This window comes from Streptomyces curacoi (assembly GCF_001513975.1).
In the GTDB taxonomy this organism is placed as follows: domain Bacteria; phylum Actinomycetota; class Actinomycetes; order Streptomycetales; family Streptomycetaceae; genus Streptomyces; species Streptomyces curacoi.
On record NZ_KQ947987.1, the window covers coordinates 244,019 to 267,809 of the forward strand.

Below are 23,791 nucleotides of genomic sequence, written 5' to 3' on the forward strand. Positions count from 1 at the left end.
GGCCGGGTCGTGGTCAGGGCCGGGGGTGCGGGCCGGGTCGTGGTCAGGGCAGGGGGTGCGGGCCTGGTACGTAGTCAGGGCAGGGGGTGCGGGAAGGGGTGGGGGTCGGGCGTGGTGCCCGACAGCGCGGCCACGGCCTCGGCGCGGGCGCGATGGGCGCTGCGGAAGCGGTGGGCGCCTTCGAGGCCGTACAGGCCGGGCACGACGACCCGGACGACGGCACAGCCGTCGGCACGCAGGGCCTGCGGACTCATGTCGACGGCGTAGGCGCGGTGCCCCCGCTCGTCGAGCGCCTTCAGGGTCTCGTCGAGGCCGAGGGTCGCCGTCGGCTCGGGGTGGGCCTCGACGCGGACGGGCGCTCCGACGACGTCGAGGAACTCCGGGCGGGCCGTGAGGCAGGCCTTCAGCTGGTCCGGGAACAACGAGTAGAAGGCCGCGCTGCGTTCGAAGGAGCTCACCTCGGCGAAGTCCCCGCCGAAGGTCCACCCCTCGGCGAGGGTGGCGCGCAGATGCCGTACGTAGGGCACCCCTTGCAGGGCCTCCAGGAAAGCCTTGCGCAGGGCGGCCTGGAGGCTGCCCCGGCAGGCCGAGCCCGCGGCCAGGATCGGGCCGGTGGCGTCGGCCACCCGCAGGATCACCAGGCAGGCGGGGACGCCGAGGTCGGAGGTGATGTCGTAGGCGTCGACGGTGCAGCGGTCGTCGAGTTCGGCGGTCCGGGCCAGCTCGCGGGGGAGACCGGCGGTGGTGTCGATCCTGCGCACGGGCAGCTGCCAGTGCCAGGCGAGCACCAGGGCGTCCCGCTCGATCACCTCCCACAGCGCCGAGCGGGCGGCGTGCTCGGGACCGAGCCCGAAGGCGAGGCCCGTGGTGACGGCCGGCAGGACGCGCTCCTCGTCCCGGGACCGGAGGTAGGGAAAGCACACGGCCGGGCCGGGGAGCCACCGCTGCCGTCCGGTCAACAGGTCCTGGCCCTCGTACCACCTGATGTCGCTCTCGGCGGTCAACGGCCGGAAGGCAAAGCCGGGTTCGGCGTACTGCTCCGGCGCGAACGGAGCCCACTTTGCCGGGTCGGCGAAGTCGTCGGGGTGCTCGCTCCAGCGCCCCCGCCGGTAGGGCGCGGTCGTGCTGTAGGTGATGGCGTAAAAGCGCTCCAGCCCCTCGGCCGCCGCCGCGATCCAGCTGTCGGCGGGGTCGAAGCCCGCGCCGCCGCACTTGGTGTACCGGCCGAAGCGGCCGAGCCGTTCCACGGCCGGGCCGGGCAGGCAGGTGTGGCTGTACACAGCCGGATCGCCCGGGACGCGGCGCACCCGGGGCACCGCGGCGAAGACCCGCTCGCGGCGGATGATCCGGTCGAGCAGAGGGTGCGCCTCGGGCAGCGGTGACATCGACGCGCTGCCCGAGGCGCCGTCCGCGCCCTGCGGAGGTCCTTGACGGGGGTCGCGCTGTCCGGTTCCGGGCAATGTGCTCCCCGTCATGCGGGACTCCATTCCATGGGTGCGGTGGTGTGCCGGAGAATTACCGAGGACTTACCGGTTCACCGGTCAGACGGCCTCGGTCTCCTCGGCGGCGACGTCCAGGTCGTCCTCTTCCATCTCCAGGGAACAGCAGGTCGACCCGATGATGAATCCGACCTCGATGTCGACTTCCTCGATCTCGGCGGTCGTGTTCTCGAACATTTCTGTCTCCCGTCTCCGGTCATCACTGACCGGTCAATTGGCTCGGTCCTCAACTGCCGGTGATTCCCCGGGTCTTCGACGACTGGCAATCTCGACCAGCCCGCAGGACCGGGGGATTTCCTCCGGCCTTCAACGACCGCTGACATCGGCGGCCGGGTCCGGTGCCCGGCCCGCCGTGATTTCCCCGGCCAGTGCCCGGTCGAGTTCACCGGACATCAGGTCCGAGATCGCCCCGTCCATCCGCCGGACCAGATCCGCGGGCGCGAACCGCCCGTGGCTCGCGTCCAGCCGGACGGCCGGGGCCCGCCAGTGGTCGGCGGTCAGCAGCCGGAGCCTGAGCCGCTCCAGGAAGACCGCCGACCATGACGGAGTCGCGATACCGAACGACAGCGACACGGAGGGCGTGTGCTCGTGGGCCTCGGTGCCGTGCCAGTGGCCGCGGGGCAGGAACAGGGCGTCCCCGGGCCGCAGATCGACGGTGTCGAGATGCCGCGGCGGCTCGGTCCCGGGGGAACCGGGCCGGTAGTAGCCGGCCAGCTCCCGGGACACATAACGGCTGCCGGCGGCGTAGTTGGCGGTGGGATAGCGCAGCCCGGTGTTGTCGGCGAGCCGCCACCGCTTGACGCCGCTGACCTGGACGACCACCACGTCCTTGTCGTCGAAGTGCAGCGGCAGCCCGCTGCCGACCGGCGACACGAACGCCGAGCAGCCCAGGAACCGCCGCGGGACGCCCAACTCCTCGGCCAGCGCGTCCAGCCAGAGGCCGGCCGCCGGGCAGACCCGGTCGAACTCCTCCAGGTTCACCGAGACCCCGTCGTCGAAGAAGGCGGCGCCCTGCCCGCCGTCGACGACGATGTCGGCCCGGTACCGGTCCGCCGAACGCGTCAGATGCAGCCGTACGCCGTGCGGATGGCGCTGAACCAGGGCGCGGGCCTCGAAGGCCACAGAATCCTTCATTCCGTCGAGGATTTCCGGTCCGCCGCTCCCGGTGATCCGCCGGCCTTCCGCAAAGGCCTTCCGGACTTCCTCCGCCCCGGCCCCGGGAAAGAGAACGGAGAGTGCCCCGCCCTTGACCGCGCGTGCTTCCTCCTCGGCCATGGGTATCTCTGCCCTGTCCCCGCGCTGCACCATCTGCCTGGCCCCCGCCCGTCCTTTTCGGTTTCTGTCCAGGAGATTGCCGCAGCCGCCGGAGTGAAGTCGTTGACGGCGCGTGCGCAGCAGTTGTCTATTTCTGCACATGCCGGCCGGGTCGGCGCACGCGGGAAAATGCGTGCGTACGTATGGACGGTTGGCTGTACGTTGTGGTGTCCGCAGCTCAGACCACATCCAGAGGCAACCCACCGTGTTCCTGACGATCAGTACCACCGGCACACCGGACCGCCCGGCCACCGATCTCGGCTTCCTGCTGCACAAGCACCCCGAGAAGGCCCAGGCGTTCTCCACCTCCTACGGCACGGCGCACGTCCTCTACCCCGAGGCGGACGCCGAGCGCTGCACGGCGGCGCTGCTGCTGGAGGTCGACGCGGTGGCACTGGTCCGGCGCGGCAAGGGCAAGGGCCGGGGCGGCGCCCCCGACGCGGCCCTCGCGCAGTACGTCAACGACCGCCCGTACGCGGCCTCCTCGCTGCTGGCCGTGGCGCTGAGCGGCGTCTTCTCCAGCGCGATGCGCGGCGTGTGCAACGCCCGGCCGGAGCGCGCCGCCCAGCCGCTGCCGCTGCGCATCGAGATACCCGCGCTGCCCGCCCGGGGCGGCCCGGAACTGGTACGACGCCTCTTCGAGCCGCTCGGCTGGGCGGTGACCGCCGAGCCCGTGCCGCTGGACGTGCGGTTCCCGGAGTGGGGCGACTCGCGGTACGTCCGTCTCGTCCTCGCGTCGGACACGCTGACCCTCGCCGAGGCCCTGCGCCATCTGTACGTCCTGCTGCCCGTCCTCGACGACGCCAAGCACTACTGGGTCGCCTCCGACGAGGTCGACAAGCTGCTGCGGGCCGGTGAGGGCTGGCTGCCGGACCACCCGGAGCACAAGCTCATCACCAGCCGGTATCTGTCGCGCCGCTGGTCGCTGACCCGGGAGGCGATGGAGCGACTGGAGCTGGTGCGGCTCGCGGAGGCCGACGACAGCGAGGTCGAGGAGATCGACAACGCCGTCGAGGCCGAGAGCGAGGCCGAGGAGAAGCCGACCCCGCTCGCCGTGCAGCGCCGGGACGCGATCCTGGCCGCGCTCAGGGCGTCCGGTGCCGGGCGCGTGCTCGATCTCGGCTGCGGTCAGGGCCAGTTGGTGCAGACCCTGCTCAAGGACCCGGCGTTCACCGAGATCGTGGGCGTGGACGTGTCGATGCGGGCGCTCACCATCGCCGGGCGGCGGCTGAAGCTGGACCGGATGGGCGAGCGGCAGGCCTCGCGCGTGAAGCTCTTCCAGGGCTCCCTCGCCTACACCGACAACCGGCTCAAGGGCTACGACGCCGCCGTGCTCAGCGAGGTCATCGAGCACCTCGACCTGCCGCGGCTGCCCGCCCTGGAGTACGCCGTCTTCGGTTCGGCCCGCCCGAGGACCGTCCTCGTGACGACCCCGAACGTCGAGTACAACGTCCGCTGGGAGAGCCTCCCGGCCGGACACGTCCGGCACGGCGACCACCGCTTCGAGTGGACCCGCGACGAGTTCCGCGCATGGGCGCGGGCGGTGGCCGAACGGCACGGGTACGAGGTGGAGTTCGTACCCGTGGGACCCGATGACCCGCAGGTGGGTCCGCCCACCCAGATGGCCGTGTTCGGCATGAAGGTCAACGACGAGAAGGAGGCGAAGGCCGCATGACTCAGGCAGCGAACGGGCGTGTCCTGCCCGTCACCGACCTCTCCCTCGTCGTCCTGATCGGCGCCTCCGGCTCCGGCAAGTCCACCTTCGCCCGCAGGCACTTCAAGCCCACCGAGGTCATCTCCTCCGACTTCTGCCGCGGCCTCGTCTCCGACGACGAGAACGACCAGAGCGCGACGAGGGACGCCTTCGACGTCCTGCACTACATCGCGGGCAAGCGCCTGGCCGCCGGCCGCCGTACGGTCGTCGACGCCACCAGCTTGCAGCAGGACGCCCGGCGGCAGCTGATCGACCTGGCCAAGAAGTACGACGTGCTGCCGATAGCCATCGTGCTCGACGTCCCCGAGGAGGTCTGCGCCGAGCGCAACGCGGCCCGCACCGACCGGGCCGACATGCCGCGCCGGGTCATCCAGCGGCACACCCGTGAACTGCGCCGGTCGCTGCGTCACCTGGAGCGCGAGGGCTTCCGCAAGGTGCACGTCCTGCGGGGCGTGGACGACATCGAGAACGCCACCGTCGTCACCGAGAAGCGCTTCAACGACCTGACCCACCTCACCGGCCCCTTCGACATCATCGGCGACATCCACGGCTGCTCCGCCGAACTGGAGTCGCTGCTCGGCAAGCTGGGCTACGTCGACGGCGTCCACCCCGAGGGCCGTACGGCCGTCTTCGTCGGCGACCTCGTCGACCGCGGCCCGGACAGTCCCGGCGTGCTGCGCCGCGTGATGTCGATGGTGAAGTCGGGCAACGCGCTGTGCGTGCCGGGCAACCACGAGAACAAGTACGGGCGTTACCTCAAGGGCCGCAAGGTCCAGCACACGCACGGACTCGCCGAGACCATCGAGCAGATGGAGGGCGAGAGCGAGGAGTTCCGCGCGCAGGTGCGGGAGTTCATCGACGGGCTGGTCAGCCACTACGTCCTCGACGGCGGCCGGCTGGTGGTCTGCCACGCCGGTCTGCCGGAGAAGTACCACGGCCGCACCTCCGGCCGGGTCCGCTCGCACGCGCTGTACGGCGACACCACCGGGGAGACCGACGAGTTCGGGCTGCCGGTGCGCTACCCGTGGGCGGAGGACTACCGGGGCCGGGCGGCCGTGGTGTACGGCCACACTCCGGTCCCGGAGGCCACCTGGCTGAACAACACCATCTGCCTGGACACCGGCGCCGTCTTCGGCGGCAAGCTGACCGCGCTGCGCTGGCCGGAGCGGGAACTGGTCGACGTACCGGCGGAGCAGGTCTGGTACGAGCCGACGAAGCCGCTGCGGACGGAGGCGCCCGGCGGACACGACGGCCGCCCGCTCGACCTGGCGGACGTCCATGGGCGCAGGGTCGTCGAGACCCGGCACCAGGGCCGCGTCTCGATCCGTGAGGAGAACGCGGCGGCGGCCCTGGAGGTCATGAGCCGCTTCGCGGTCGACCCGCGCCTGCTGCCGTACCTCCCGCCGACGATGGCGCCGACGGCGACCAGCCACATCGAGGGCTACCTCGAACACCCCGCGGAGGCCTTCGCGCAGTACAAGGAGGACGGCGTCGAGCGGGTCGTGTGCGAGGAGAAGCACATGGGTTCGCGGGCCGTGGCCCTGGTGTGCCGCGACGCGGAGGCAGCGCGCAGGCGCTTCGGTGTTGGGGGTACCTCCCGCTCGAGCGAAGCCGAGAGTGGGGGAGGCCCGACCGGCTCCCTCTACACCCGCACCGGGCGCCCGTTCTTCGACGACGAGTCGGTGACGGAGACGATCCTGGAGCGGGTCCGGGCCGCGGCGACCGCTGCGGGGCTGTGGGAGGAACTGGAGACCGACTGGCTGCTGCTCGACGCCGAGCTGATGCCGTGGTCGCTGAAGGCGTCGGGCCTGCTGCGCTCGCAGTACGCGGCGGTCGGCGCCGCCTCCGGCGCGGTGTTCCCGGGTGCGCTGGCCGCGCTGGAGGGCGCGGCGGCACGCGGCATCGACGTCTCGGACCTGCTGACGCGCCAGCGCGAACGGGCCTCGGACGCGGCCGCGTTCACGGAGGCGTACCGGCGCTACTGCTGGACCACGGACGGCCTGGACGGCGTACGCCTGGCCCCCTTCCAGTTCCTGGCGGTCCAGGGCCGCAGCCTCGCCGCACTCCCGCACGACGAGCAGCTCGCGCTCCTCGACCGGCTGGTGGAGCACGACGGCACCGGCCTGCTCCAGACCACCCGACGGCTGTACGTCGACACCGGTGACCCGGAGTCGGTGCGGGCCGGCGTGGACTGGTGGCTGGAGATGACCGGCCGGGGCGGCGAGGGCATGGTCGTCAAGCCGCTCGGCGCGGTGGTGCGCAGTGGCGAGGGCCGTCTGGTGCAGCCCGGCATCAAGTGCCGGGGCCGGGAGTACCTGCGGATCATCTACGGTCCGGAGTACACCCGCCCGGACAACCTGGCCCGGCTGCGGCAGCGGTTCCTCAACCACAAGCGCTCCCTCGCGATCCGCGAGTACGCGCTCGGTCTGGAGGCCCTGGACCGCCTGGCCGAGGGCGAGCCGCTGTGGCGGGTGCACGAGGCCGTGTTCGGGGTGCTGGCCCTGGAGTCGGAGCCGGTGGACCCGCGGCTGTGATCCGGGAGGCGCGGTTTCAGCCGGCCAGCCGCAGCCGCTGAGCGCACACGCCCACCCGGACCGTCTGCCCCCAGGTCAGCTCGACCGCGTCCGTCTCCATGCCGTCCCCGAAGGCGACGAGCCGCTCCGACTCGACGGTGAGGCGCAGCCGGGTCGCGGTGGTGAGCTCCCCGGCCACCAGTGAGGTACCGGTGGCCGGGGACGGCCAGGCCTCGCGGACGTACCACAGCAGACGGTCCTCGGTGGGGCGGGGCAGCGGAAGGCCGCTGCCCCGCTCCTGCCACACCGACCGGATCCAGCCGGTCGCCCCCGTCCCGGTGCCGATGAGCACCCCGGACGAGGCCTGGGCCTCGACGACACCCCCGTCGTCCTCCAGGCCCAGGCGGTATCTGGCCGTCTGGTGTCCGACGGCGCCCAGGTAGATCTCGTTGAGCGCCACCAGGCGCTGTGTGTCGTCGGCGACGGCCTCGACCATGGTGAGTTCGTCGAAGTCGCCCCTTCCGGACTGCGTGGCCACGAGCAACTCGGCGGCGTCCTGCGGGCGGTGCCGCACCAGGACGCCCGGGTTGCGGCCGGGGTCGGTGTCGATGCCGAGCACCGGCTGTCCGGCGAGGTACTTGGCGGTGTTCGCCACCAGCCCGTCCTGCCCGACCACGACCACGACGTCCTCCGGGGCGAACAGGAAGCGGTCCAGGTCGGCTCGCTCGACCCGCGCCTGACGCCACGTCACCGGCACGGCCGAGGCGACCTCGGCGAGCGCCCGTCCGGTGCGGCGGTGCCGTTCCGCGACCTCCTCGATGTCCCGGCCACGGGAGGAGAGGAAGAAGGCGGCCTGGCCGTGCGTGCCGTGCCGGGCGACCAACTCCTCGTACTCCGTGGTGCGGTGGACGAGGACGACCCGGGGAGCGAGGCTCACGCCGGCCCCTGTCCACCGAGCCTGGCCAGCAACCCGGTCAGCACGTCCGGCGACACCGTCACGCTGTCGATCCGCGGCAGGTTCTCGGCGACCTTTGTCCCGGCGAGCGCGTGCAGCGTCGCCACGTCCACCTCCGCGTGCACCCGCAGCCAGGCCGCCTGCGCCCGCGCCCGCGCTTCACCGACCTCACGCGCCCCCTCGGCCTCGGCGCGGGCCAGCCGTACGGACCGGGTGGCCTCCGCCTGCGTGAGCCGCACCGTCCGCGCGGCCTCCGCCTCGGCCAGCCGTACCGTCCGCGCGGCTTCCGCCTCGGCCCGCACCGCGTCGGCCGCGGCATGCTCCTCGGCCTCACGCCGCGCGTTCGTCCCCCGCTGCTCCACCAACTGCTCCTCGCGGCGGGCGAGTTCGATCTGGCTGGCCAGTTCGTTCTCGGCGATCGCGCGTTCCCGCTCGACGGCGACCGCGCGCCGCTCGTAGGTCGCCCGGTCGGCCTCCTGCTGGATCTGCTCGCGGGCCGGGGTGCGCAGTGCCCGCTCCACCTCCGGTTCCGGCCGCAGGGCTACGACGCGTACGGCGACCACCTCGATGCCGGTCGCCGGGATCCGGGGCTCCTCGGCCAGGCCCGCCGTGATCCGCTCCCGCACCGCCGCGACCCCGTCGACCAGCGCCGCCGACAGGGGCGTACGGGCCAGGACGTCCAGCGCGTGCTGCTGTGCCGACTCCGTCAGAAGCGTCCCCAGCTGCTCCAGCGGGGTGCCCCGCCAAGCGCCGGTGTCCGGGTCGATGGAGAAGTCCAGCCGCGTCGCGGCCACCGCCGGGTCGCTGATCCGGTAGGTGACCGTCGCCTGGACGGCCACGTCCTGGAAGTCGGACGTACGGGCATGGAAGGTCATCGCCAACTCCCGGTCGTCGACCGGAACTTCGGAGAGCGCTGCGGTCAGGGCCCGGAACCAGAAGCTCAGGCCGGGGCCGTCGTGCAGCAGCTTTCCGGCGCGGTGGTGGCGGATGTGGGCCGTGGGCGCGGCGCGCAGATGGCGCCGGCCGAGGCGCCGGGTGATGTCGGCCATGGAGATGCAGCCCCCTCTTTTTCGTCATGTAGACGATAAGCAGGCGTCCTGGTTGTCGTCAAGGGGACGAAAAGAAGAAGGGGGCAAGCAGGGGGTGAAGGCGGCTCCCGATGGTCAGGATGGAGACATGGGATTCCATGTCGACTCCGAGGCCGGGCGGCTGCGCCGCGTCATCCTGCACCGGCCGGATCTCGAGCTCAAAAGGCTCACCCCCAGCAACAAGGACGCCCTGCTCTTCGACGACGTGCTGTGGGTGCGCCGGGCGCGCGCCGAGCACGACGGGTTCGCCGACGTGCTGCGCGACCGCGGGGTCACCGTCCACCTCTTCGGCGAGCTGCTCACCGAGGCCCTGGAGATCCCGGCGGCCAGGAAGCTCGTCCTCGACCGGGTCTTCGACGAGAAGGAGTACGGGGTGCTCGCCACCGACCACCTCCGTGCGGCCTTCGAGGGCCTGCCCTCACGCGAACTGGCCGAGGCCCTGGTCGGCGGGATGACCAAGCGGGAGTTCCTGGAGGCGCACCCCGAGCCGATCTCCGTGCGCTTCCATGTCATGGAGTTGGACGACTTCCTGCTGGCCCCCCTGCCCAACCACCTCTTCACCCGGGACACCTCCGCCTGGATCTACGACGGCGTCTCCGTCAACGCCATGCGCTGGCCGGCGCGGCAGCGCGAGACGGTCCACTTCGAGGCGATCTACCGGCACCATCCCCTCTTCCGTGAGGAAACGTTCCACGTCTGGTCCGAGGGGCAGGCCGACTACCCCTCCACCATCGAGGGCGGGGACGTGCTGGTGATCGGCAACGGCGCGGTCCTCATCGGGATGAGTGAGCGGACCACCCCCCAGGCCGTCGAGATGCTCGCCCACAAGCTGTTCGCCGCCGGGTCGGCGCAGACCATCGTGGCGCTCGACATGCCCAAGCGGCGCGCCCTCATGCACCTCGACACCGTGATGACGATGGTCGACGGCGATGTCTTCACCCAGTACGCCGGGCTCGGCATGCTCCGCTCGTACACCATCGAACCGGGCGCCGGCGACAAGGAGCTGAAGGTCACCGACCATCCGCCGGAGCACATGCACCGCGCGATCGCCGCCGCCCTGGGCCTCAGCGAGATCCGCGTCCTGACCGCGACCCAGGACGTCCACTCGGCCGAACGCGAGCAGTGGGACGACGGCTGCAATGTGCTGGCCGTCGAGCCGGGGGTCGTCGTCGCCTACGAGCGCAACTCCACCACCAACACGCATCTGCGCAAGCAGGGCATCGAGGTGATCGAGATCCCGGGCAGCGAGCTGGGGCGGGGGAGGGGCGGGCCGCGCTGTATGAGCTGTCCGGTCGAACGGGAGCCCGTGTAGCCGCAGGGTCGAACCGCACGGGTCGAGCCGCACGGGTCGAACCGCTCGGGTCGAACCGCTCGGGTCGAACGCGGGGCCGTATAGAAATTCTGAAGCTCGTATAGACTTCCAGAGTTCCCTGTTCTCGCACCTCTGGAGCGCCCCCCATGGCGACAGTCCCGACCGCCCTCGCCGGCCGCCACTTCCTCAAGGAGCTCGACTTCACCGAGCAGCAGTTCCTCGGGCTGGTCGAGCTGGCCGCCGAGCTGAAGGCCGCCAAGAAGGCCGGGACCGAGACCCAGTACCTGCGGGGCAGGAACATCGCGCTGATCTTCGAGAAGACCTCGACGCGCACCCGCTGCGCGTTCGAGGTCGCGGCCGCCGACCAGGGCGCCTCGACGACGTACCTCGACCCGTCCGGCTCGCAGATCGGGCACAAGGAGTCCGTGAAGGACACCGCGCGCGTGCTGGGCCGGATGTACGACGCGATCGAGTACCGCGGGGACAGCCAGGCCAAGGTGGAGGAGCTGGCGCAGTACGCCGGCGTGCCCGTCTACAACGGCCTCACCGACGACTGGCACCCCACCCAGATGCTCGCCGATGTGCTCACCATGACCGAGCACACGAGCAAGCCCGTCAAGGAGATCGCCTTCGCCTACCTCGGCGACGCCCGTTTCAACATGGGCAACTCCTACCTGGTCACCGGCGCCCTGCTCGGCATGGACGTGCGCATCGTCGCGCCCAAGGAGTACTGGCCGGGTGACGAGGTCGTCGCCCGGGCCCGCGAGCTGGCGGAGGGCAGCGGCGCCGTCATCACGCTCACCGAGGACGTCGGCGAGGGCGTGCGGGGGGCCGACTTCGTCGCCACCGATGTGTGGGTCTCCATGGGGGAGCCCAAGGAGGTCTGGGACGAGCGGATCGCCGCGCTCGGCTCTTACGCCGTGACCATGGATGTACTGCGGGCCACGGGCAATCCCGACGTCAAGTTCCTGCACTGCCTGCCCGCGTTCCATGACCTCGGCACGAAGGTCGGGCGGGAGATCTTCGACAGCCATGGTCTGGAGTCGCTGGAGGTGACCGACGAGGTGTTCGAGTCGGCGCACTCGGTGGTCTTCGACGAGGCGGAGAACCGGATGCACACGATCAAGGCCGTTCTGGTGGCGACGCTCGCCTGAGCGCGCCGGTGGGGCAGCGCCGTCCGGGTCGTCACAGTGGCCGCCGCTGAGCCGGTACGGTCGGCAGCCGGAACCACACCGCCTTGCCGGAGCCGGTGGGGCGGTGGCCGCAGGACGAGCTCAGGGCGCGGATCAGAAGCAGGCCGCGGCCGTGCTCCTGCCAGGGATCGGGCTCACCCGCGAGCGGCCGGGTCAGATTGCCGGGCGGTGCCGGGTCCGGGTCGTGCACCTCGACCTGGCAGCCGGACGGCAGCAGCTCCACCACGAGCTCTATGGGGGCGTCGCCCGTGGTGTGCTCCACGGCGTTCGCCACCAGCTCCGCCGTCAGCAGCTCCGCGGTGTCGCTGTCGGCGGCATGCTCCAGCTCGGCCAGCGCCGTACGGACCAGTGCGCGCGCGACGGGCACGGCCGCGGTGGTGTGCGGCAGTGCGATGCGCCAGGAGGCGGAGGCAGCGGAGCGATCTTGCAAGGTGGGTCCGTTCATGAGCAGGCAGTCCTGCTTTCAACCTGTTGAATGGTACGGCGCCACCCGGCGGCGATGTCCGACGGGCACCGTTCGGGACCGACGGCCCCGACTGCTGGGCGGCTTACCCGGGTGAACGGTCGGCCGCGCCCCGCCGATCCCGCCGTTACGCGGGTGTCGAGGAGCCGTGACGGATGTGACCGGACAAGGTCATACCCCGTCGGCCTATTGCGTACTCATGACGACAGTCAAAGTTAGGTGATAACTTCGAGGGGTAGAGCTCAGTAGGGGCAGAGCTCAGTGAGGCAGTGCCCGCCGTCCGCCCGAGGAGGCCGCACGTCATGAGTCCCTTCACCGGCTCCGCCGCCCGCACCCCCGACTGGAAGCATCTGCGGGTCGAGCACGCCGACGGCGTCGCCACCGTCACCCTCGCCCGCCCCGAGAAACTCAACGCGCTCACCTTCGGCGCCTACGCCGACCTGCGCGATCTGCTCGCCGAGCTGTCCCGGGAGAAGGCGGTGCGGGCCCTGGTGCTGGCCGGCGAGGGCCGCGGCTTCTGCTCCGGCGGCGACGTCGACGAGATCATCGGCGCGACCCTGTCCATGGACACCGCCCAGCTCCTCGACTTCAACCGGATGACCGGGCAGGTCGTGCGGGCCGTGCGGGAGTGTCCGTTCCCGGTGATCGCGGCGGTGCACGGGGTGGCGGCGGGAGCCGGGGCCGTACTGGCGCTCGCGGCCGACTTCCGGGTGGCCGACCCCACCGCCCGCTTCGCCTTCCTCTTCACCCGGGTCGGCCTGTCGGGCGGCGACATGGGTGCCGCGTATCTGCTGCCGAGGGTCGTCGGGCTCGGGCACGCGACCCGGCTGCTGATGCTGGGCGAGCCGGTACGCGCTCCCGAGGCCGAGCGGATCGGGCTGATCAGCGAACTGACGGAGGAGGGAAGGGTGGATGAGGCCGCGGGGGCGCTCGCCCGCCGCCTGGCCGAGGGTCCGGCCTTGGCGTACGCCCAGACGAAAGCGCTCCTGACGGCCGAGCTGGACATGCCACTGGCGGCGGCGGTGGAAATGGACGCCTCGACTCAGGCCCTCCTGATGAACGGTGAGGACTACGCGGAATTCCACGCGGCATTCTCGGAGAAGCGTCCACCGAAATGGCGAGGGAGGTAGGGGATGCTCTCGGCCGAGGGAACCGCACCCACCTCAGGGGCGCGGGCCTGTGCTGAATTTGCGGCTACCGCCGCGCGGGCGCGACCAGCCCCCACAAGGCCGCAGTCGCCGACGACGACCAGCCGTCCCCTACGAGTCGCCGTCGTCGGCGGCGGCCCCGGCGGCCTCTACGCCGCAGCACTGCTCAAACGCCTCGACCCCACACGCGAAGTCACCGTCTGGGAACGCAACGCCCCCGACGACACCTTCGGCTTCGGAGTGGTCCTCTCCGACGAAACCCTCGGCGGCATCGAACACGCGGACCCGGTCGTCTACGAGGCCCTCCAGAAGGACTTCATCCGCTGGGACGACATCGACATCGTCCACCGCAACACCCGCCACACCTCCGGAGGCCACGGCTTCGCCGCCCTCGGCAGGAAGCGCCTCCTGCAGATCCTGCACGACCGCTGCCACGCCCTCGGCGTAGAGCTCCGCTTCCGCTCCGAGGCCCCTTACCCCGCCAGGCTGGCGGAGACATACGACCTGGTCATCGCCGCCGACGGTGTGCACAGCACCACCCGTGAGGCCTACGCCCATGTGTTCCGCCCCCATGTGGCCACCCACCACTGCCGCTACATCTGGCTGGCCGCCGACTTCGCCTTCGACGCCTTCCGCTTCGAGATCGCCGAGACCGAGCACGGCGTGATGCAACTGCACGGCTACCCCTACGCGGCCGACGCCTCCACCGTCATCGTCGAGATGCGCGAGGAGGTGTGGCAGGCGGCCGGGTTCGACGAACTCGACGAGCAGGAGTCGATCGCACGCTGCGCCAAGATCTTCGCCGACGCTCTCGGCGGACGGCCGCTGAAGTCCAACAAGTCGGCGTGGACCACCTTCCGCACCGTCGTCAACGAACGCTGGTCGCACGGCAACGTCGTCCTGCTCGGCGACGCCGCCCACACCGCCCACTTCTCCATCGGCTCCGGCACCAAGCTCGCCGTCGAGGACGCCCTCGCGCTCGCCGCCTGCCTGGAGGAACAGCCCGATGTCGCAAGCGCGCTGAGCGCCTACGAGGAGGAGCGCAAGCCGGTCGTCGCCTCCACCCAGCGCGCCGCCCGGGCCAGCCTGGAGTGGTTCGAGAACCTCGGCCTCTACCTCGGCCAGCCGCCCCGCCAGTTCGCCTTCAACCTGCTCACCCGCAGCCGCCGCGTCACCCACGACAACCTGCGCCTGCGTGACGCCCGCTTCACCGAGGCCGTGGAGCGCGACTTCGGCTGCCCGCCCGGCACGCCCCCGATGTTCACCCCGTTCCGGCTGCGCGGCCTGACCCTGCGCAACCGCGTCGTCGTGTCCCCGATGGACATGTACTCGGCCACGGACGGCGTCCCCGGCGACTTCCACCTCGTCCACCTCGGCGCCCGCGCCCTGGGCGGCGCCGGCCTGGTGATGACGGAGATGGTGTGCGTCAGCCCGGAGGGACGCATCACCCCCGGCTGCGCCGGCCTCTACACCGGCAAACAGGCCGAGGCATGGAAGCGGATCGTCCAGTTCGTGCACGCACAGGCACCCGGCACCGCGATCGGCGTGCAGCTCGGGCACAGCGGGCGCAAGGGCTCGACCAAACTGATGTGGGAAGGCATCGACGAGCCCCTGGAGGACGGCAACTGGCCGCTCGTGGCCGCCTCCCCGATCCCCTACAAGCCGTACAGCCAGACCCCGCGCGAGCTCAGCCGCGCCCAACTCACCGACATTCGCGAGCAGTTCACGGCAGCCGCCTGGCGCGCCGCCCGCGCCGGATTCGACCTGCTGGAACTGCACTGCGCGCACGGCTATCTGCTCTCCGGCTTCCTCTCCCCGCTGACCAACCGCCGCACCGACGCCTACGGCGGATCCCTCGAAAAGCGGCTCCGCTTCCCGCTGGAGGTCTTCGACGCCGTCCGGGGCGTATGGCCCGAGGAACGGCCCATGACCGTCCGTATCTCCGCTACCGACTGGGCCGAGGGCGGCACGACCGCCGAGGACGCCGTCGAGATCGCCCGCGCCTTCGCCGCGCACGGCGCCGACGCGATCGACGTCTCGACCGGGCAGGTCGTGGCCGACGAGGAGCCGGAGTTCGGGCGGTCGTACCAGACGCCGTACGCGGACCGGATCCGTCACACGACCGGCCTCCCAGTGATCGCGGTCGGCGCGATCTCCTCCTGGGACGACGTCAACTCCCTGATCCTGGCGGGCCGCACCGACCTGTGCGCCCTCGCCCGCCCTCATCTCTACGACCCGCACTGGACGCTGCACGCGGCGGCCGAGCAGGGCTACGAGGGTCCGGGCGTCGTCTGGCCGGCCCCGTACCGGGCGGGCAGCCGACGCCCGCAGACCGGACGCACGGACGCCCCGAAGCCCCGCTTGACGCTCGGCAGTTGAGGACTGGTCGTCGTCGCCGAGCCCCTGGTCACCGCATCCACACCGGCCCGCGCTCCGCCGGCAGCGCGTACCCGGCGCACCTCGGAAACCAGCCCCGAGGGTCGGGTGAGTCGCGCAGGGCGGGCGCTTCGGTCACAGGCCCGCGAACTCTGCCCCCGCGTCCCGCAAGCGTTCGTGCAGCCCCCGGAAGACGGCTGCCGAGCGGGCGCCCGGCCAGCCCTCGGGCAGCAGCCGGGCGGGCAGGCCCGGGTCGGTGTAGGGGAGGTGACGCCAGGAGTCCAGGGCGAGCAGGTAGTCCCGGTAGGCCTCCTCGGGCGGGGTGTCCTCCCGTCGCTCCCAGTCGCGCAGCACGCGCGCGTGCCGGTCGAGGTACTCCTCGTGCTCCTTTGCGATCGCGGCCAGGTCCCACCAGCGGGCGACGGCCTCGGCGGTCGGCGCGAAGCCGAGGTGCTCGCCGCGGAAGAAGTCCACGTACTCCTCCAGACGCAGCCGCTGCAGGGTGTGCCTGGCCTCCTCGTAGAGCCGCGCCGGAGCGATCCACACGCCGGGAGCCGCCGTCCCGAAGCCGAGCCCGGCCAGCCGGGAGCGCAGCACATGCCGCTTCTGCCGCTCCGACTCCGGCACCGAGAACACCGCGAGCACCCAGCCCTCGTCCTCGGGCGGCGCGGTGCGGTAGATGCGCCGGTCGCCGTCGTCGAGCAGCTGCCGGGCGTCCGGTGACAGCTCGTACCCGGCCGCGCCCTGCGCCGTGCGGGCCGGCAGCAGCAGCCCGCGCCGCTTCAGCCGGGACACCGACGAACGTACCGAGGGTGCGTCCACGCCGACCGCGGCCAGGAGTCTGATCAGCTCGGCGACCGGCACCGGGCCGGGCATGTGGCGGCCGTAGGCGCCGTAGAGCGTGACGATGAGAGACCGTGGTGCATGCTGGTCGGACACGTTGATCATCTTAGGTCGTACGGATCACTCCCGGTCACCCGCCGGGTCACCACCGTCGCGCAGCCTGAACCTCTGCAGCTTGCCGGTCGCGGTGCGCGGCAGCGCGTCCAGGAAGACGATCTCGCGCGGACACTTGTACGGCGCCAGCTCCGCCTTGACGAACGCGCGCAGCGCCTCCGCGTCCCGTCGCGCACCCTGCCTGAGCACCGCGTATGCCACCACGACCTGCCCGCGCGCCTCGTCGGCCCGCCCCACCACCGCCGTCTCCAGCACGTCCGGATGGCGCAGCAGCGCCTCCTCGACCTCCGGGCCCGCGATGTTGTAACCGGCCGAGATGATCATGTCGTCCGCGCGGGCGACGTAGCGGAAGTAGCCGTCACTCTCCCGGACGTAGGTGTCGCCGGTGATGTTCCAGCCGTCGCGCACGTACTCGCGCTGCCGGGGGTCGGCGAGATAGCGGCAGCCGACCGGCCCGCGCACGGCGAGCAGCCCCGGCTCCCCGTCGGGCTGCTCCCGGCCCTCCGCGTCGACCACGCGCGCGTGCCACCCCGGTACCGGTACGCCCGTCGTCCCGGGCCTGATGCGCTCGTCGGCCGCCGAGATGAAGATGTGCAGCAGTTCGGTGGCGCCGATGCCGTTGATGATGCGCAGCCCGGTCCGCTCGTGCCAGGCCTGCCAGGTGGCGGCGGGCAGGTTCTCGCCCGCCGAGACGCAGCGGCGCAGGGAGGAGATGTCGTGGCCGTCCAGCTCGTCGAGCATCGCCCGGTACGCCGTCGGCGCGGTGAACAGCACGGACACGCGCTGTTCGCCGATCGCGGGCAACAGCTGTTTCGGACCGGCCTGTTCCAGGAGCAGCGCGCTGGCGCCGGCCCGCATCGGGAAGACGACGAGCCCGCCGAGGCCGAAGGTGAAGCCGAGCGGGGGGCTGCCGGCGAAGACATCGCCCACATGTGGTTGCAGCACATGCTTCGAGAAGGTGTCTGCTATCGCGAGCACATCCCGGTGGAAGTGCATACAGCCCTTGGGCCGTCCGGTGGTGCCGGAGGTGAAGGCGATGAGCGCGACGTCGTCGGCCGCGGTGTCCGCGGCGGGGTACGGCGTGTCGGGCGCCGGGCGGCGCAGCAGGTCGTCGGGGGCGTCACCGCCGTACGTCGTGATCCCCAGCCCGGGTATCTCGGCCTTGGCGAGGTCGTCGACGGCCCGCACGTCGCACAGCGCGTGGCGCACCCGGGCGATCTCGCACATGGTCCGCAGCTCGTGCGGCCGCTGCTGGGCCAGCACGGTGACGGCCACCGCGCCCGCCTTCAGCACCGCCAGCCAGCAGGCGGCCAGCCAGGGTGTGGTCGGACCACGCAGCAGCACCCGGTTGCCCGGGACGACGTCGAGGTGGTCGGTGAGCACATGTGCGATCCGGTCGACGCGGGTGCGCAGTGTGCCGTACGTCCAGGTGGCGCCGGACGGGGTGTGGAACACGGGCCGCTCGTCGGGCGGGCCGGCGAGCAGCTCGGCGGCGGCGTTGAGCCGATCGGGGTAGCGCAGCTCCGCAAGGTCGAAGCGGAGCTCGGGCCACAGGTCGGGCGGGGGCAGGTGCTCGCGGGCGAAGGTGTCTACGTGGGCGGAGCGGTGCAGACCGGCCATGGCGGTTCGCCCCCTTGCCTTGTGGGTGCCTCGTGGGCTGCCGTGTGGGCGTCGTGGTGGGCTCGCACAGGGAGCGTATCGTCTTGGTGACGGCAGTCAATGGTGCGCGATACCGTCGAGGAGGTCCGTCGAAAAGGTCCGTCGAAAAGGTCATCGGGAAGGTCTGTCGAGAGGGTCCGTCGCGGACGGTTCCGCAGGGAGGTCGGCAATGCCCGCATTCTCGCTCGATCCGGCGCAAACCGCATGGTGTGCCGAACTGCGTGCCCTGGCCGCCGAACGGCTGCGCCCGCTCGCCGAGAAGGGCGAACCGGGGCACGTCAACCGCCCGCTCGTCGCCGAGCTCGGCCGACTGGGCCTGCTGGAGCGGCTGTTCACCTCCGGGGCGGTCGACCTGTGCCTGATGCGGGAGTCCCTGGCGTACGCCTGCACGGAGGCGGAGACCGCGCTCGCCCTGCAGGGCCTGGGCGCCCATCCGGTCCACGCGTACGGCACGCCCGCACAGCGGGAGCGCTGGCTGCCCCGGGTGGCCGAGGGGAGCGCGGTGGCGGCCTTCGCGCTGAGCGAGCCCGGGGCCGGGTCGGACGCGGCGGCCCTGGAGCTGCGGGCGGACCGGGACACCTCGCGTTCGGGAGTATCGCCGGCCGCCGCACTGGCCGCCGAACCCGACGGCCCCGCCCGCTGGCGCCTCACCGGCGAGAAGTGCTGGATCTCCAACGCCCCCGAGGCCGACTTCTACACCGTCTTCGCCCGCACCACCCCCGGCGCCGGCGCCCGTGGCGTCACCGCCTTCCTGGTCCCCGCCGACCGCTCCGGCCTCACCGGAGCGGGCCTCGACATGCTCTCCCCGCACCCCATCGGCACCCTCACCTTCGACGCCGTACCCGTCACCGCCGACGACGTCCTGGGCGAGCCCGAGCGAGGCTTCCGCGTGGCGATGGGCACCCTCAACCTCTTCCGCCCCAGCGTCGGCGCCTTCGCCGTCGGCATGGCCCGGGCGGCCCTGGACGCGACCCTCGCCCACACCGCCCGACGGGACGCGTTCGGCGGCAAGTTGAAGGACCTCCAGACCGTCGCCCACCAGGTCGCCGAGATGGCCCTGCGCACGGAGGCGGCCCGGCTCATGGTCTACGCGGCGGCGACGGCGTACGACGAAGGCGCCCGGGACGTACCCAAGCGCGCCGCGATGGCGAAACTGCTCGCCACCGAGACCGCGCAGTACGTCGTCGACCAGGCCGTCCAACTGCACGGCGCCCGCGCCCTGCGCCGCGGCCACCTCCTGGAACACCTCTACCGTGAGGTCCGGGCGCCGCGCGTCTACGAGGGGGCGAGCGAAGTCCAACGCGGGATCATCGCCAAGGAGTTGTACGCGGAGGCCCTCCGGTGACCGCCGAACGTGTCAATCCGCCCACCCTGTCCCCGCCCACCGGCTTCTCCCACGCGGTCGTCGCCACCGGCTCACGCGTCGTCTTCCTGGCGGGGCAGACCGCGCTCGACACCGACGGCAAGGTGGTCGGGGAGACACTCCAGGAGCAGTTCGAGCGGGCCCTCGCGAATCTGCTGACCGCCCTGGCGGCGGCCGGCGGTACACCGGCCGACCTCGCCCGGGTCACCGTCTACGCCACCGATGTGGCCGCGTACCGTACCCGGGCCGCCGAACTCGGCCGCATCTGGCGGCGGTTGGCGGGGCGGGACTACCCGGCGATGGCGGTCGTCGAGGTCGTACGCCTCTGGGACGAACAGGCGATGGTGGAGCTCGACGGCTTCGCCGTACTGCCGTAGGGCTCTGCCGTACCGAGGGTGGTCCCGTTCACGCGGCCATGGCGAGTCGCTCGGCCGGCACCCGGTGCGGTGCGACGACACTGCCGTCGGGCAGGAGCTCACCGCTGTCGTCGAACACGATCGCCCCGTTGCAGAGCAGGCTCCAGCCCTGCTCGGGGTGGGCGGCCACCACATGGGGGAGGGGGCTGTCGGAGGACGAGCACGAAGGCCGGTGGGAACACATGGCGCACCTCCACATCGGGCGGACGAGCCGTGTGGGTCGTCCATATGGGTAGACCATCCTCCCGCCGCGAACTCATCGGAACGGCCCGTCATGAACCGTGACAACACGCGGACAACACGCTGACCGATCCACGACGCTCGGGGCGGACTCGCCACCGAAGGGGTGACTATCACACCCATGAGCACACCGGCCGGGTACCAGTGGAGGGCCCCACTCCGCTCATCCGGGAGGTCATCCATGCCCCAGCGCCCCGCTCTACGACCCGCTCTGGCCGCCGCCGCAGGCGCCGCCATGCTCCTGCTGGCCGCCGCGCCCTCGGTCCACGCCGACTCCTCGGCCGCCGCCGACCCGAAGGAGACCGTGACCGTCGACTCCATCGGCCGTATCACCTCGGACGGCACCGTCACCCTCTCCGGCACCTACCGCTGCGTCGACAGCACGGGACTGGCGTTCGTGAGCTCCTCCGTCGGCCAGAAGGCCTCCAACGTCCGGTACGGCATCGGCGGCACCATGGCCGTGTGCGACGGCAAGGTGCACCGCTGGGAGAACACCAGCACGTACTCCCCGACCACCCTCAAGCGCGGCAAGGCGAACGTCGAGGTCAGCATCGTGGAACTGCAGCCCGTGGGGGGCCTGCCGCTGCCCCGCTTCCACGCGGTGGAGACGCAGGAGGTCACCCTCGCGAAGGCGTGACGGCATCCGACCGCACGAAGGCGCCGCGCTCCTGCCGACCGGGGGAGCGCGGCGCCGCGCTTGGCCGCCGTGAGCTACACCTTCGGCTGGTCGAGCGCCATTGCAGAGGCTGGTGCGCAGTGATCTCCGACTGCGCCTGCCCGAAGAGGCTCCTCGGCCGAGACGCTGACGGACGCCGTTCTTGTGCCCGAAGTGGGGCAGCCCGCTCCGGCCGCCCGCGTCGGCTTCCAGGTGCACTTCGTCGAGCGCGACCGGGACATGATGGCCATCGGCGGACGGCTGCTGGCGGACGCCGGGCAGGAGCTCGACGTGATGGTGATCGACCTCGCGGTCATGGACGCCGCCTGGCAGCCGGACGTGCGGGCCGAGGTCATCGAGCGCGTCCTGGCCGCGCTGGCGGCGGCCTGTGGGCTGGAGAAGCCGTCGCCCACGTGGTGGGTCAACTTCCGGGTGATCGACGAGGGCAGCTGGGGGGCGTCCGGCGGCGTGCTGTCCGTCCTGCCGCTCCTTGAGAGCGGGGTCTTCACGGCGGAGAGGGCCAAGGCCGTCCGCGCCGCGCTGGGCGGCTGAGGCCTTCGGAGCCCCGAAGGCCGGCTGCGGTCAGGTCTTGGTCGCGGCGAGGATGAGCGCCTGCAACTGCTCGGCGGTGTGGTCGAGGGGCTGGGCGCTGCGCTGGGCGCGGCACATGGCCACGGTGCCCTCGACGGCCGCGACGATGAGCGTCGCGAGCTGTGCGGCCTGCTGGGGCTCGGCGCCGTGTTCGCACAGGGAGTCGGCCAGCAGGCTCTCCCACTTGGCGAAGACCTCGGCGGCGGCCGCCAGGGCGGTGGGCGTCTCGTCGGTGGGAGGTTCCTCGATGGAGACGGCGAGGACCGGACAGCCGGCCCGGAAGTCGCTGTCGACCACGATCCCGCGCCACAGGGCGAGGAAGGCCTGCAGCCCGGCGACCGGACCCGCCTCCAGCTCCTTGCGCAGGCTGCGCGCGACCCACTCGCCCGTGTACCGGACGGCTTCCGTCGCCAACTGCTGCTTGCCGTCCGGGAAGTAGTGGTACGTCGAGCCGAGCGGCGCCCGGGCGTGCTTGGCCGTCTCGCGGATGCTCGTCGCGTTCAGGCCACGCCGGCTGATCATGTCGGCGGCGCCCGCCACGATCCGCTCGCGCGCCGTCGGGCTGGACTCGGTCACGTACGCGATCCCTTCTGACCCCACTGGCTATAACGGCCGTCATAGTCTAGCCTGACCGCCACTTATAACGACCGTCATAGACCAGTGCCGTCGAAGGACGAACGGAAGAGGGACCGACGACGGCCCGACGACGGCCCGACGACGGCCCGAAGACGAACCGAAGAGAGAGGCACGCCCATGCCGATGATCCGGCTCACCGCCCCGGCCGGCGCCCTGACCGAGCAGGGCCGCAGCAGTGTGCAACGCGACCTGGCCGCCGCACTGCTGCGCTGGGAAGGAGCGCCCGACACGGCGTTCTTCCGCGCCCAGGCCTGGAGCTACCTGGTCGAGCTGCCCGAGGGCGCCCAGACCACCGCCGAGGACGACGCCCCGCGCTTCCTGGTGGAGGTCACCGTCCCGCAGGGCGCCCTGTCCGAGCGCCGCAAGGCGGGCCTGGTCGAGGAGGCGACGAATACGGTGCTGTCCGCGGCCGGCCTCACCCCGCAGGACGCTCTGCGGGTGTGGGTGCTGGTGCACGAACAGCCGGACGGCACCTGGGGCGCGGGCGGCTCGGTCATCCGCTACGCCGACCTCGTCGCCCTGGCTCAGCAGCCCAAGGAGGCCGCGAGCGATGCGTGAACTGACCTATGTCGCCCGGCGCGCCGTGGAGTGGCGCGAGGCACCCGACCCGAAGCTGCGGTCCGACCGGGAGGCGATCGTCGCACCGGTGGCCGCCGCCCCCTGTGACGTGGACTCCGCGATCCTCGCGGGCCACGGCTTCATCGACCCGCCCTTCGCCCTCGGTCACGAATGCGTGGCCCGGGTCGTCGAGACAGGCGACGCCGTCACCGCCGTAGCCCCCGGCGACCTGGTCGTGGTCCCCTGGTCCATCAACTGCGGCACCTGCGACCGCTGCCGGGCCGGGCTGACCGCGCACTGCGCCACCGTGCCCTATATGGCGATGTACGGCGCACCCATCGGCGGCGACTGGGGCGGGCTCTTCTCCGACCTGGTCCGCGTGCCCTACGCCGACGCCATGCTTGTACCGCTGCCCACCGGCCTCGACCCGGTGGCCATGGCCTCGGCCAGCGACAACTGGTCCCTGTCCTGGCGTCTGGTCGCCCCCCACCTCAAGTCCCGCCCCGGAGCCCGGGTCCTCGTCGTCGCCCGGGGCAGCATCGGCCTGTACGTGTGCGACATCGCCCGCGCCCTCGGCGCCGCCGAGGTCCTCTACGTCGACCCCGACCCCGAACACCGGGCGATCGCGCGGGGATGCGGCGCCTCCACGGCCGAAGCCCTGGAACCGGTGCCGCAGGGCTTCGACATCGCCGTGGAGGCCACCGGCCGGGTCGACCAGCTGGCCCTGGCGGTCAAGCGCCTCGCCCCGGAAGGCGTCTGCGAGAGCGCGGGCAACCACTTCCGCCCCGGCGAGCTGCCCTTGCTCGACATGTACCTCACCGGCGTCACCCTGCGCGTCGCCCGCGACAACGTCCGTGCCCACATCCCCGACGCCCTCGCACTCGCCGCCTCCGGCAAGGTCGCACCCGAGAAGGTCGTCTCCCACGTCATCGACTGGGACGACCTGCCGACCGCACTGCCGGAAAAGCACCTCAAGCCCGTCTTCGTCCGGCCCGACGCCTGAACACCCCCGGACCTCGCCGCCCCTCTGGAAGACCAATGACCAGGCCGCTGGCCTGCTGGTCCGCGCTGACGTCGACAGCGCGACGCCGCCGCACCTCCTTCCGGCCTGTGGTCAAGCGGGTCGGCAGGGTGCGGCGGC

General features: G+C 71.9%; 22 protein-coding genes. 12 read left to right on the top strand and 10 right to left on the bottom strand.

Annotated elements, in window-relative coordinates; genetic code table 11:
• Positions 1-74: 74 nt before the first annotated feature.
• From AQI70_RS14600 to AQI70_RS14605, 3 genes are all read right to left on the bottom strand, one after another.
• On the bottom strand, positions 75-1,475 hold the full coding sequence (locus tag AQI70_RS14600; protein ID WP_159042661.1) for a YcaO-like family protein: 1,401 nt from the start codon (positions 1,473-1,475) through the stop codon (positions 75-77).
• Positions 1,476-1,541: 66 nt separating this feature from the next.
• A complete protein-coding gene (locus AQI70_RS38515; RefSeq protein WP_107116988.1) occupies positions 1,542-1,676 on the bottom strand; it encodes a YM-216391 family RiPP peptide in 135 nt (44 codons plus the stop codon).
• 129 nt (positions 1,677-1,805) lie between these two features.
• On the bottom strand, positions 1,806-2,633 hold the full coding sequence (locus tag AQI70_RS14605) for a cupin domain-containing protein (RefSeq protein WP_244181632.1): 828 nt from the start codon (positions 2,631-2,633) through the stop codon (positions 1,806-1,808).
• A gap of 385 nt (positions 2,634-3,018) precedes the next feature.
• Here AQI70_RS14605 and AQI70_RS14610 point away from each other — a divergent pair, with 385 nt between their 5' ends.
• The gene (locus AQI70_RS14610; protein WP_062148890.1) at positions 3,019-4,488 is read left to right on the top strand and encodes a 3' terminal RNA ribose 2'-O-methyltransferase Hen1; all 1,470 of its coding nucleotides are present in this window, start codon (positions 3,019-3,021) and stop codon (positions 4,486-4,488) included.
• Positions 4,485-7,061, top strand: coding sequence for a polynucleotide kinase-phosphatase (locus tag AQI70_RS14615; RefSeq protein ID WP_062148893.1), 2,577 nt, complete (start codon positions 4,485-4,487; stop codon positions 7,059-7,061). Before AQI70_RS14610 ends, AQI70_RS14615 begins: the two co-directional genes overlap by 4 nt.
• A 16-nt stretch (positions 7,062-7,077) precedes the next feature.
• On the opposite strand, the gene AQI70_RS14620 is transcribed toward AQI70_RS14615, so the two are convergent.
• Both AQI70_RS14620 and AQI70_RS14625 read right to left on the bottom strand, forming a co-directional pair.
• A complete protein-coding gene (locus tag AQI70_RS14620) occupies positions 7,078-7,977 on the bottom strand; it encodes a diacylglycerol kinase catalytic domain-containing protein (RefSeq protein ID WP_062148896.1) in 900 nt (299 codons plus the stop codon).
• Positions 7,974-9,044, bottom strand: coding sequence for an SPFH domain-containing protein (locus tag AQI70_RS14625; RefSeq protein ID WP_062148899.1), 1,071 nt, complete (start codon positions 9,042-9,044; stop codon positions 7,974-7,976). The genes AQI70_RS14620 and AQI70_RS14625 overlap by 4 nt, the downstream gene beginning before the upstream one ends.
• 127 nt (positions 9,045-9,171) lie before the next feature.
• On the opposite strand from AQI70_RS14625, the gene AQI70_RS14630 reads away from it, so the two are divergent.
• On the top strand, positions 9,172-10,395 hold the full coding sequence (locus AQI70_RS14630; RefSeq protein ID WP_062148902.1) for an arginine deiminase: 1,224 nt from the start codon (positions 9,172-9,174) through the stop codon (positions 10,393-10,395).
• 146 nt (positions 10,396-10,541) lie between these two features.
• On the top strand, positions 10,542-11,549 hold the full coding sequence (gene argF / locus AQI70_RS14635; RefSeq protein ID WP_062148905.1) for an ornithine carbamoyltransferase: 1,008 nt from the start codon (positions 10,542-10,544) through the stop codon (positions 11,547-11,549).
• Positions 11,550-11,580: 31 nt separating this feature from the next.
• Here argF and AQI70_RS14640 read toward each other — a convergent pair whose 3' ends face one another.
• Positions 11,581-12,033, bottom strand: a complete 453-nt coding sequence (locus AQI70_RS14640) for an ATP-binding protein (protein WP_062148908.1) — start codon at positions 12,031-12,033, stop codon at positions 11,581-11,583.
• A gap of 320 nt (positions 12,034-12,353) precedes the next feature.
• Here AQI70_RS14640 and AQI70_RS14645 point away from each other — a divergent pair, with 320 nt between their 5' ends.
• Together AQI70_RS14645 and AQI70_RS14650 are read left to right on the top strand one after the other, a co-directional pair.
• The gene (locus tag AQI70_RS14645) at positions 12,354-13,181 is read left to right on the top strand and encodes an enoyl-CoA hydratase family protein (protein WP_062148911.1); all 828 of its coding nucleotides are present in this window, start codon (positions 12,354-12,356) and stop codon (positions 13,179-13,181) included.
• Positions 13,182-13,184: 3 nt separating this feature from the next.
• Positions 13,185-15,578, top strand: a complete 2,394-nt coding sequence (locus AQI70_RS14650) for a bifunctional salicylyl-CoA 5-hydroxylase/oxidoreductase (protein WP_079051300.1) — start codon at positions 13,185-13,187, stop codon at positions 15,576-15,578.
• A gap of 132 nt (positions 15,579-15,710) precedes the next feature.
• On the opposite strand, the gene AQI70_RS14655 is transcribed toward AQI70_RS14650, so the two are convergent.
• Positions 15,711-16,523 carry a PaaX family transcriptional regulator gene (locus AQI70_RS14655; protein WP_062148914.1) on the bottom strand — a complete coding sequence of 271 codons (813 nt, stop codon included), beginning with the start codon at positions 16,521-16,523 and terminating at the stop codon, positions 15,711-15,713.
• Positions 16,524-16,538: 15 nt separating this feature from the next.
• The gene (locus AQI70_RS14660; RefSeq protein WP_208607375.1) at positions 16,539-18,248 is read right to left on the bottom strand and encodes an AMP-binding protein; all 1,710 of its coding nucleotides are present in this window, start codon (positions 18,246-18,248) and stop codon (positions 16,539-16,541) included.
• Positions 18,249-18,360: 112 nt separating this feature from the next.
• On the opposite strand from AQI70_RS14660, the gene AQI70_RS14665 reads away from it, so the two are divergent.
• On the top strand, positions 18,361-19,536 hold the full coding sequence (locus AQI70_RS14665; RefSeq protein WP_062148917.1) for an acyl-CoA dehydrogenase family protein: 1,176 nt from the start codon (positions 18,361-18,363) through the stop codon (positions 19,534-19,536).
• Positions 19,533-19,931: a RidA family protein gene (locus AQI70_RS14670; protein ID WP_062148920.1), complete on the top strand. Its 399-nt coding sequence runs from the start codon at positions 19,533-19,535 to the stop codon at positions 19,929-19,931. The genes AQI70_RS14665 and AQI70_RS14670 overlap by 4 nt, the downstream gene beginning before the upstream one ends.
• Positions 19,932-19,959: 28 nt before the next feature.
• Here the strand turns inward: AQI70_RS14670 and AQI70_RS14675 are convergent, their stop codons facing one another.
• Complete coding sequence (locus AQI70_RS14675; RefSeq protein ID WP_062148921.1) at positions 19,960-20,154, bottom strand: DUF5999 family protein; 195 nt, start codon at positions 20,152-20,154, stop codon at positions 19,960-19,962.
• 237 nt (positions 20,155-20,391) lie between these two features.
• On the opposite strand from AQI70_RS14675, the gene AQI70_RS14680 reads away from it, so the two are divergent.
• Positions 20,392-20,847, top strand: a complete 456-nt coding sequence (locus AQI70_RS14680; RefSeq protein ID WP_062148924.1) for a DUF6299 family protein — start codon at positions 20,392-20,394, stop codon at positions 20,845-20,847.
• A 183-nt stretch (positions 20,848-21,030) separates the two neighbouring features.
• Complete coding sequence (locus tag AQI70_RS39795) at positions 21,031-21,417, top strand: tautomerase enzyme (protein ID WP_244181633.1); 387 nt, start codon at positions 21,031-21,033, stop codon at positions 21,415-21,417.
• A gap of 30 nt (positions 21,418-21,447) precedes the next feature.
• Here AQI70_RS39795 and AQI70_RS14690 read toward each other — a convergent pair whose 3' ends face one another.
• Entirely contained in the window at positions 21,448-22,032 is a 585-nt protein-coding gene (locus AQI70_RS14690; RefSeq protein ID WP_062148930.1) for a TetR/AcrR family transcriptional regulator, read from the bottom strand.
• A gap of 177 nt (positions 22,033-22,209) precedes the next feature.
• Between AQI70_RS14690 and AQI70_RS14695 the strand changes: the two genes are divergently transcribed.
• Positions 22,210-22,650, top strand: coding sequence for a tautomerase family protein (locus AQI70_RS14695; protein ID WP_062148933.1), 441 nt, complete (start codon positions 22,210-22,212; stop codon positions 22,648-22,650).
• On the top strand, positions 22,643-23,653 hold the full coding sequence (locus tag AQI70_RS14700) for a zinc-dependent alcohol dehydrogenase (RefSeq protein ID WP_062148936.1): 1,011 nt from the start codon (positions 22,643-22,645) through the stop codon (positions 23,651-23,653). Before AQI70_RS14695 ends, AQI70_RS14700 begins: the two co-directional genes overlap by 8 nt.
• Positions 23,654-23,791: the final 138 nt, after the last annotated feature.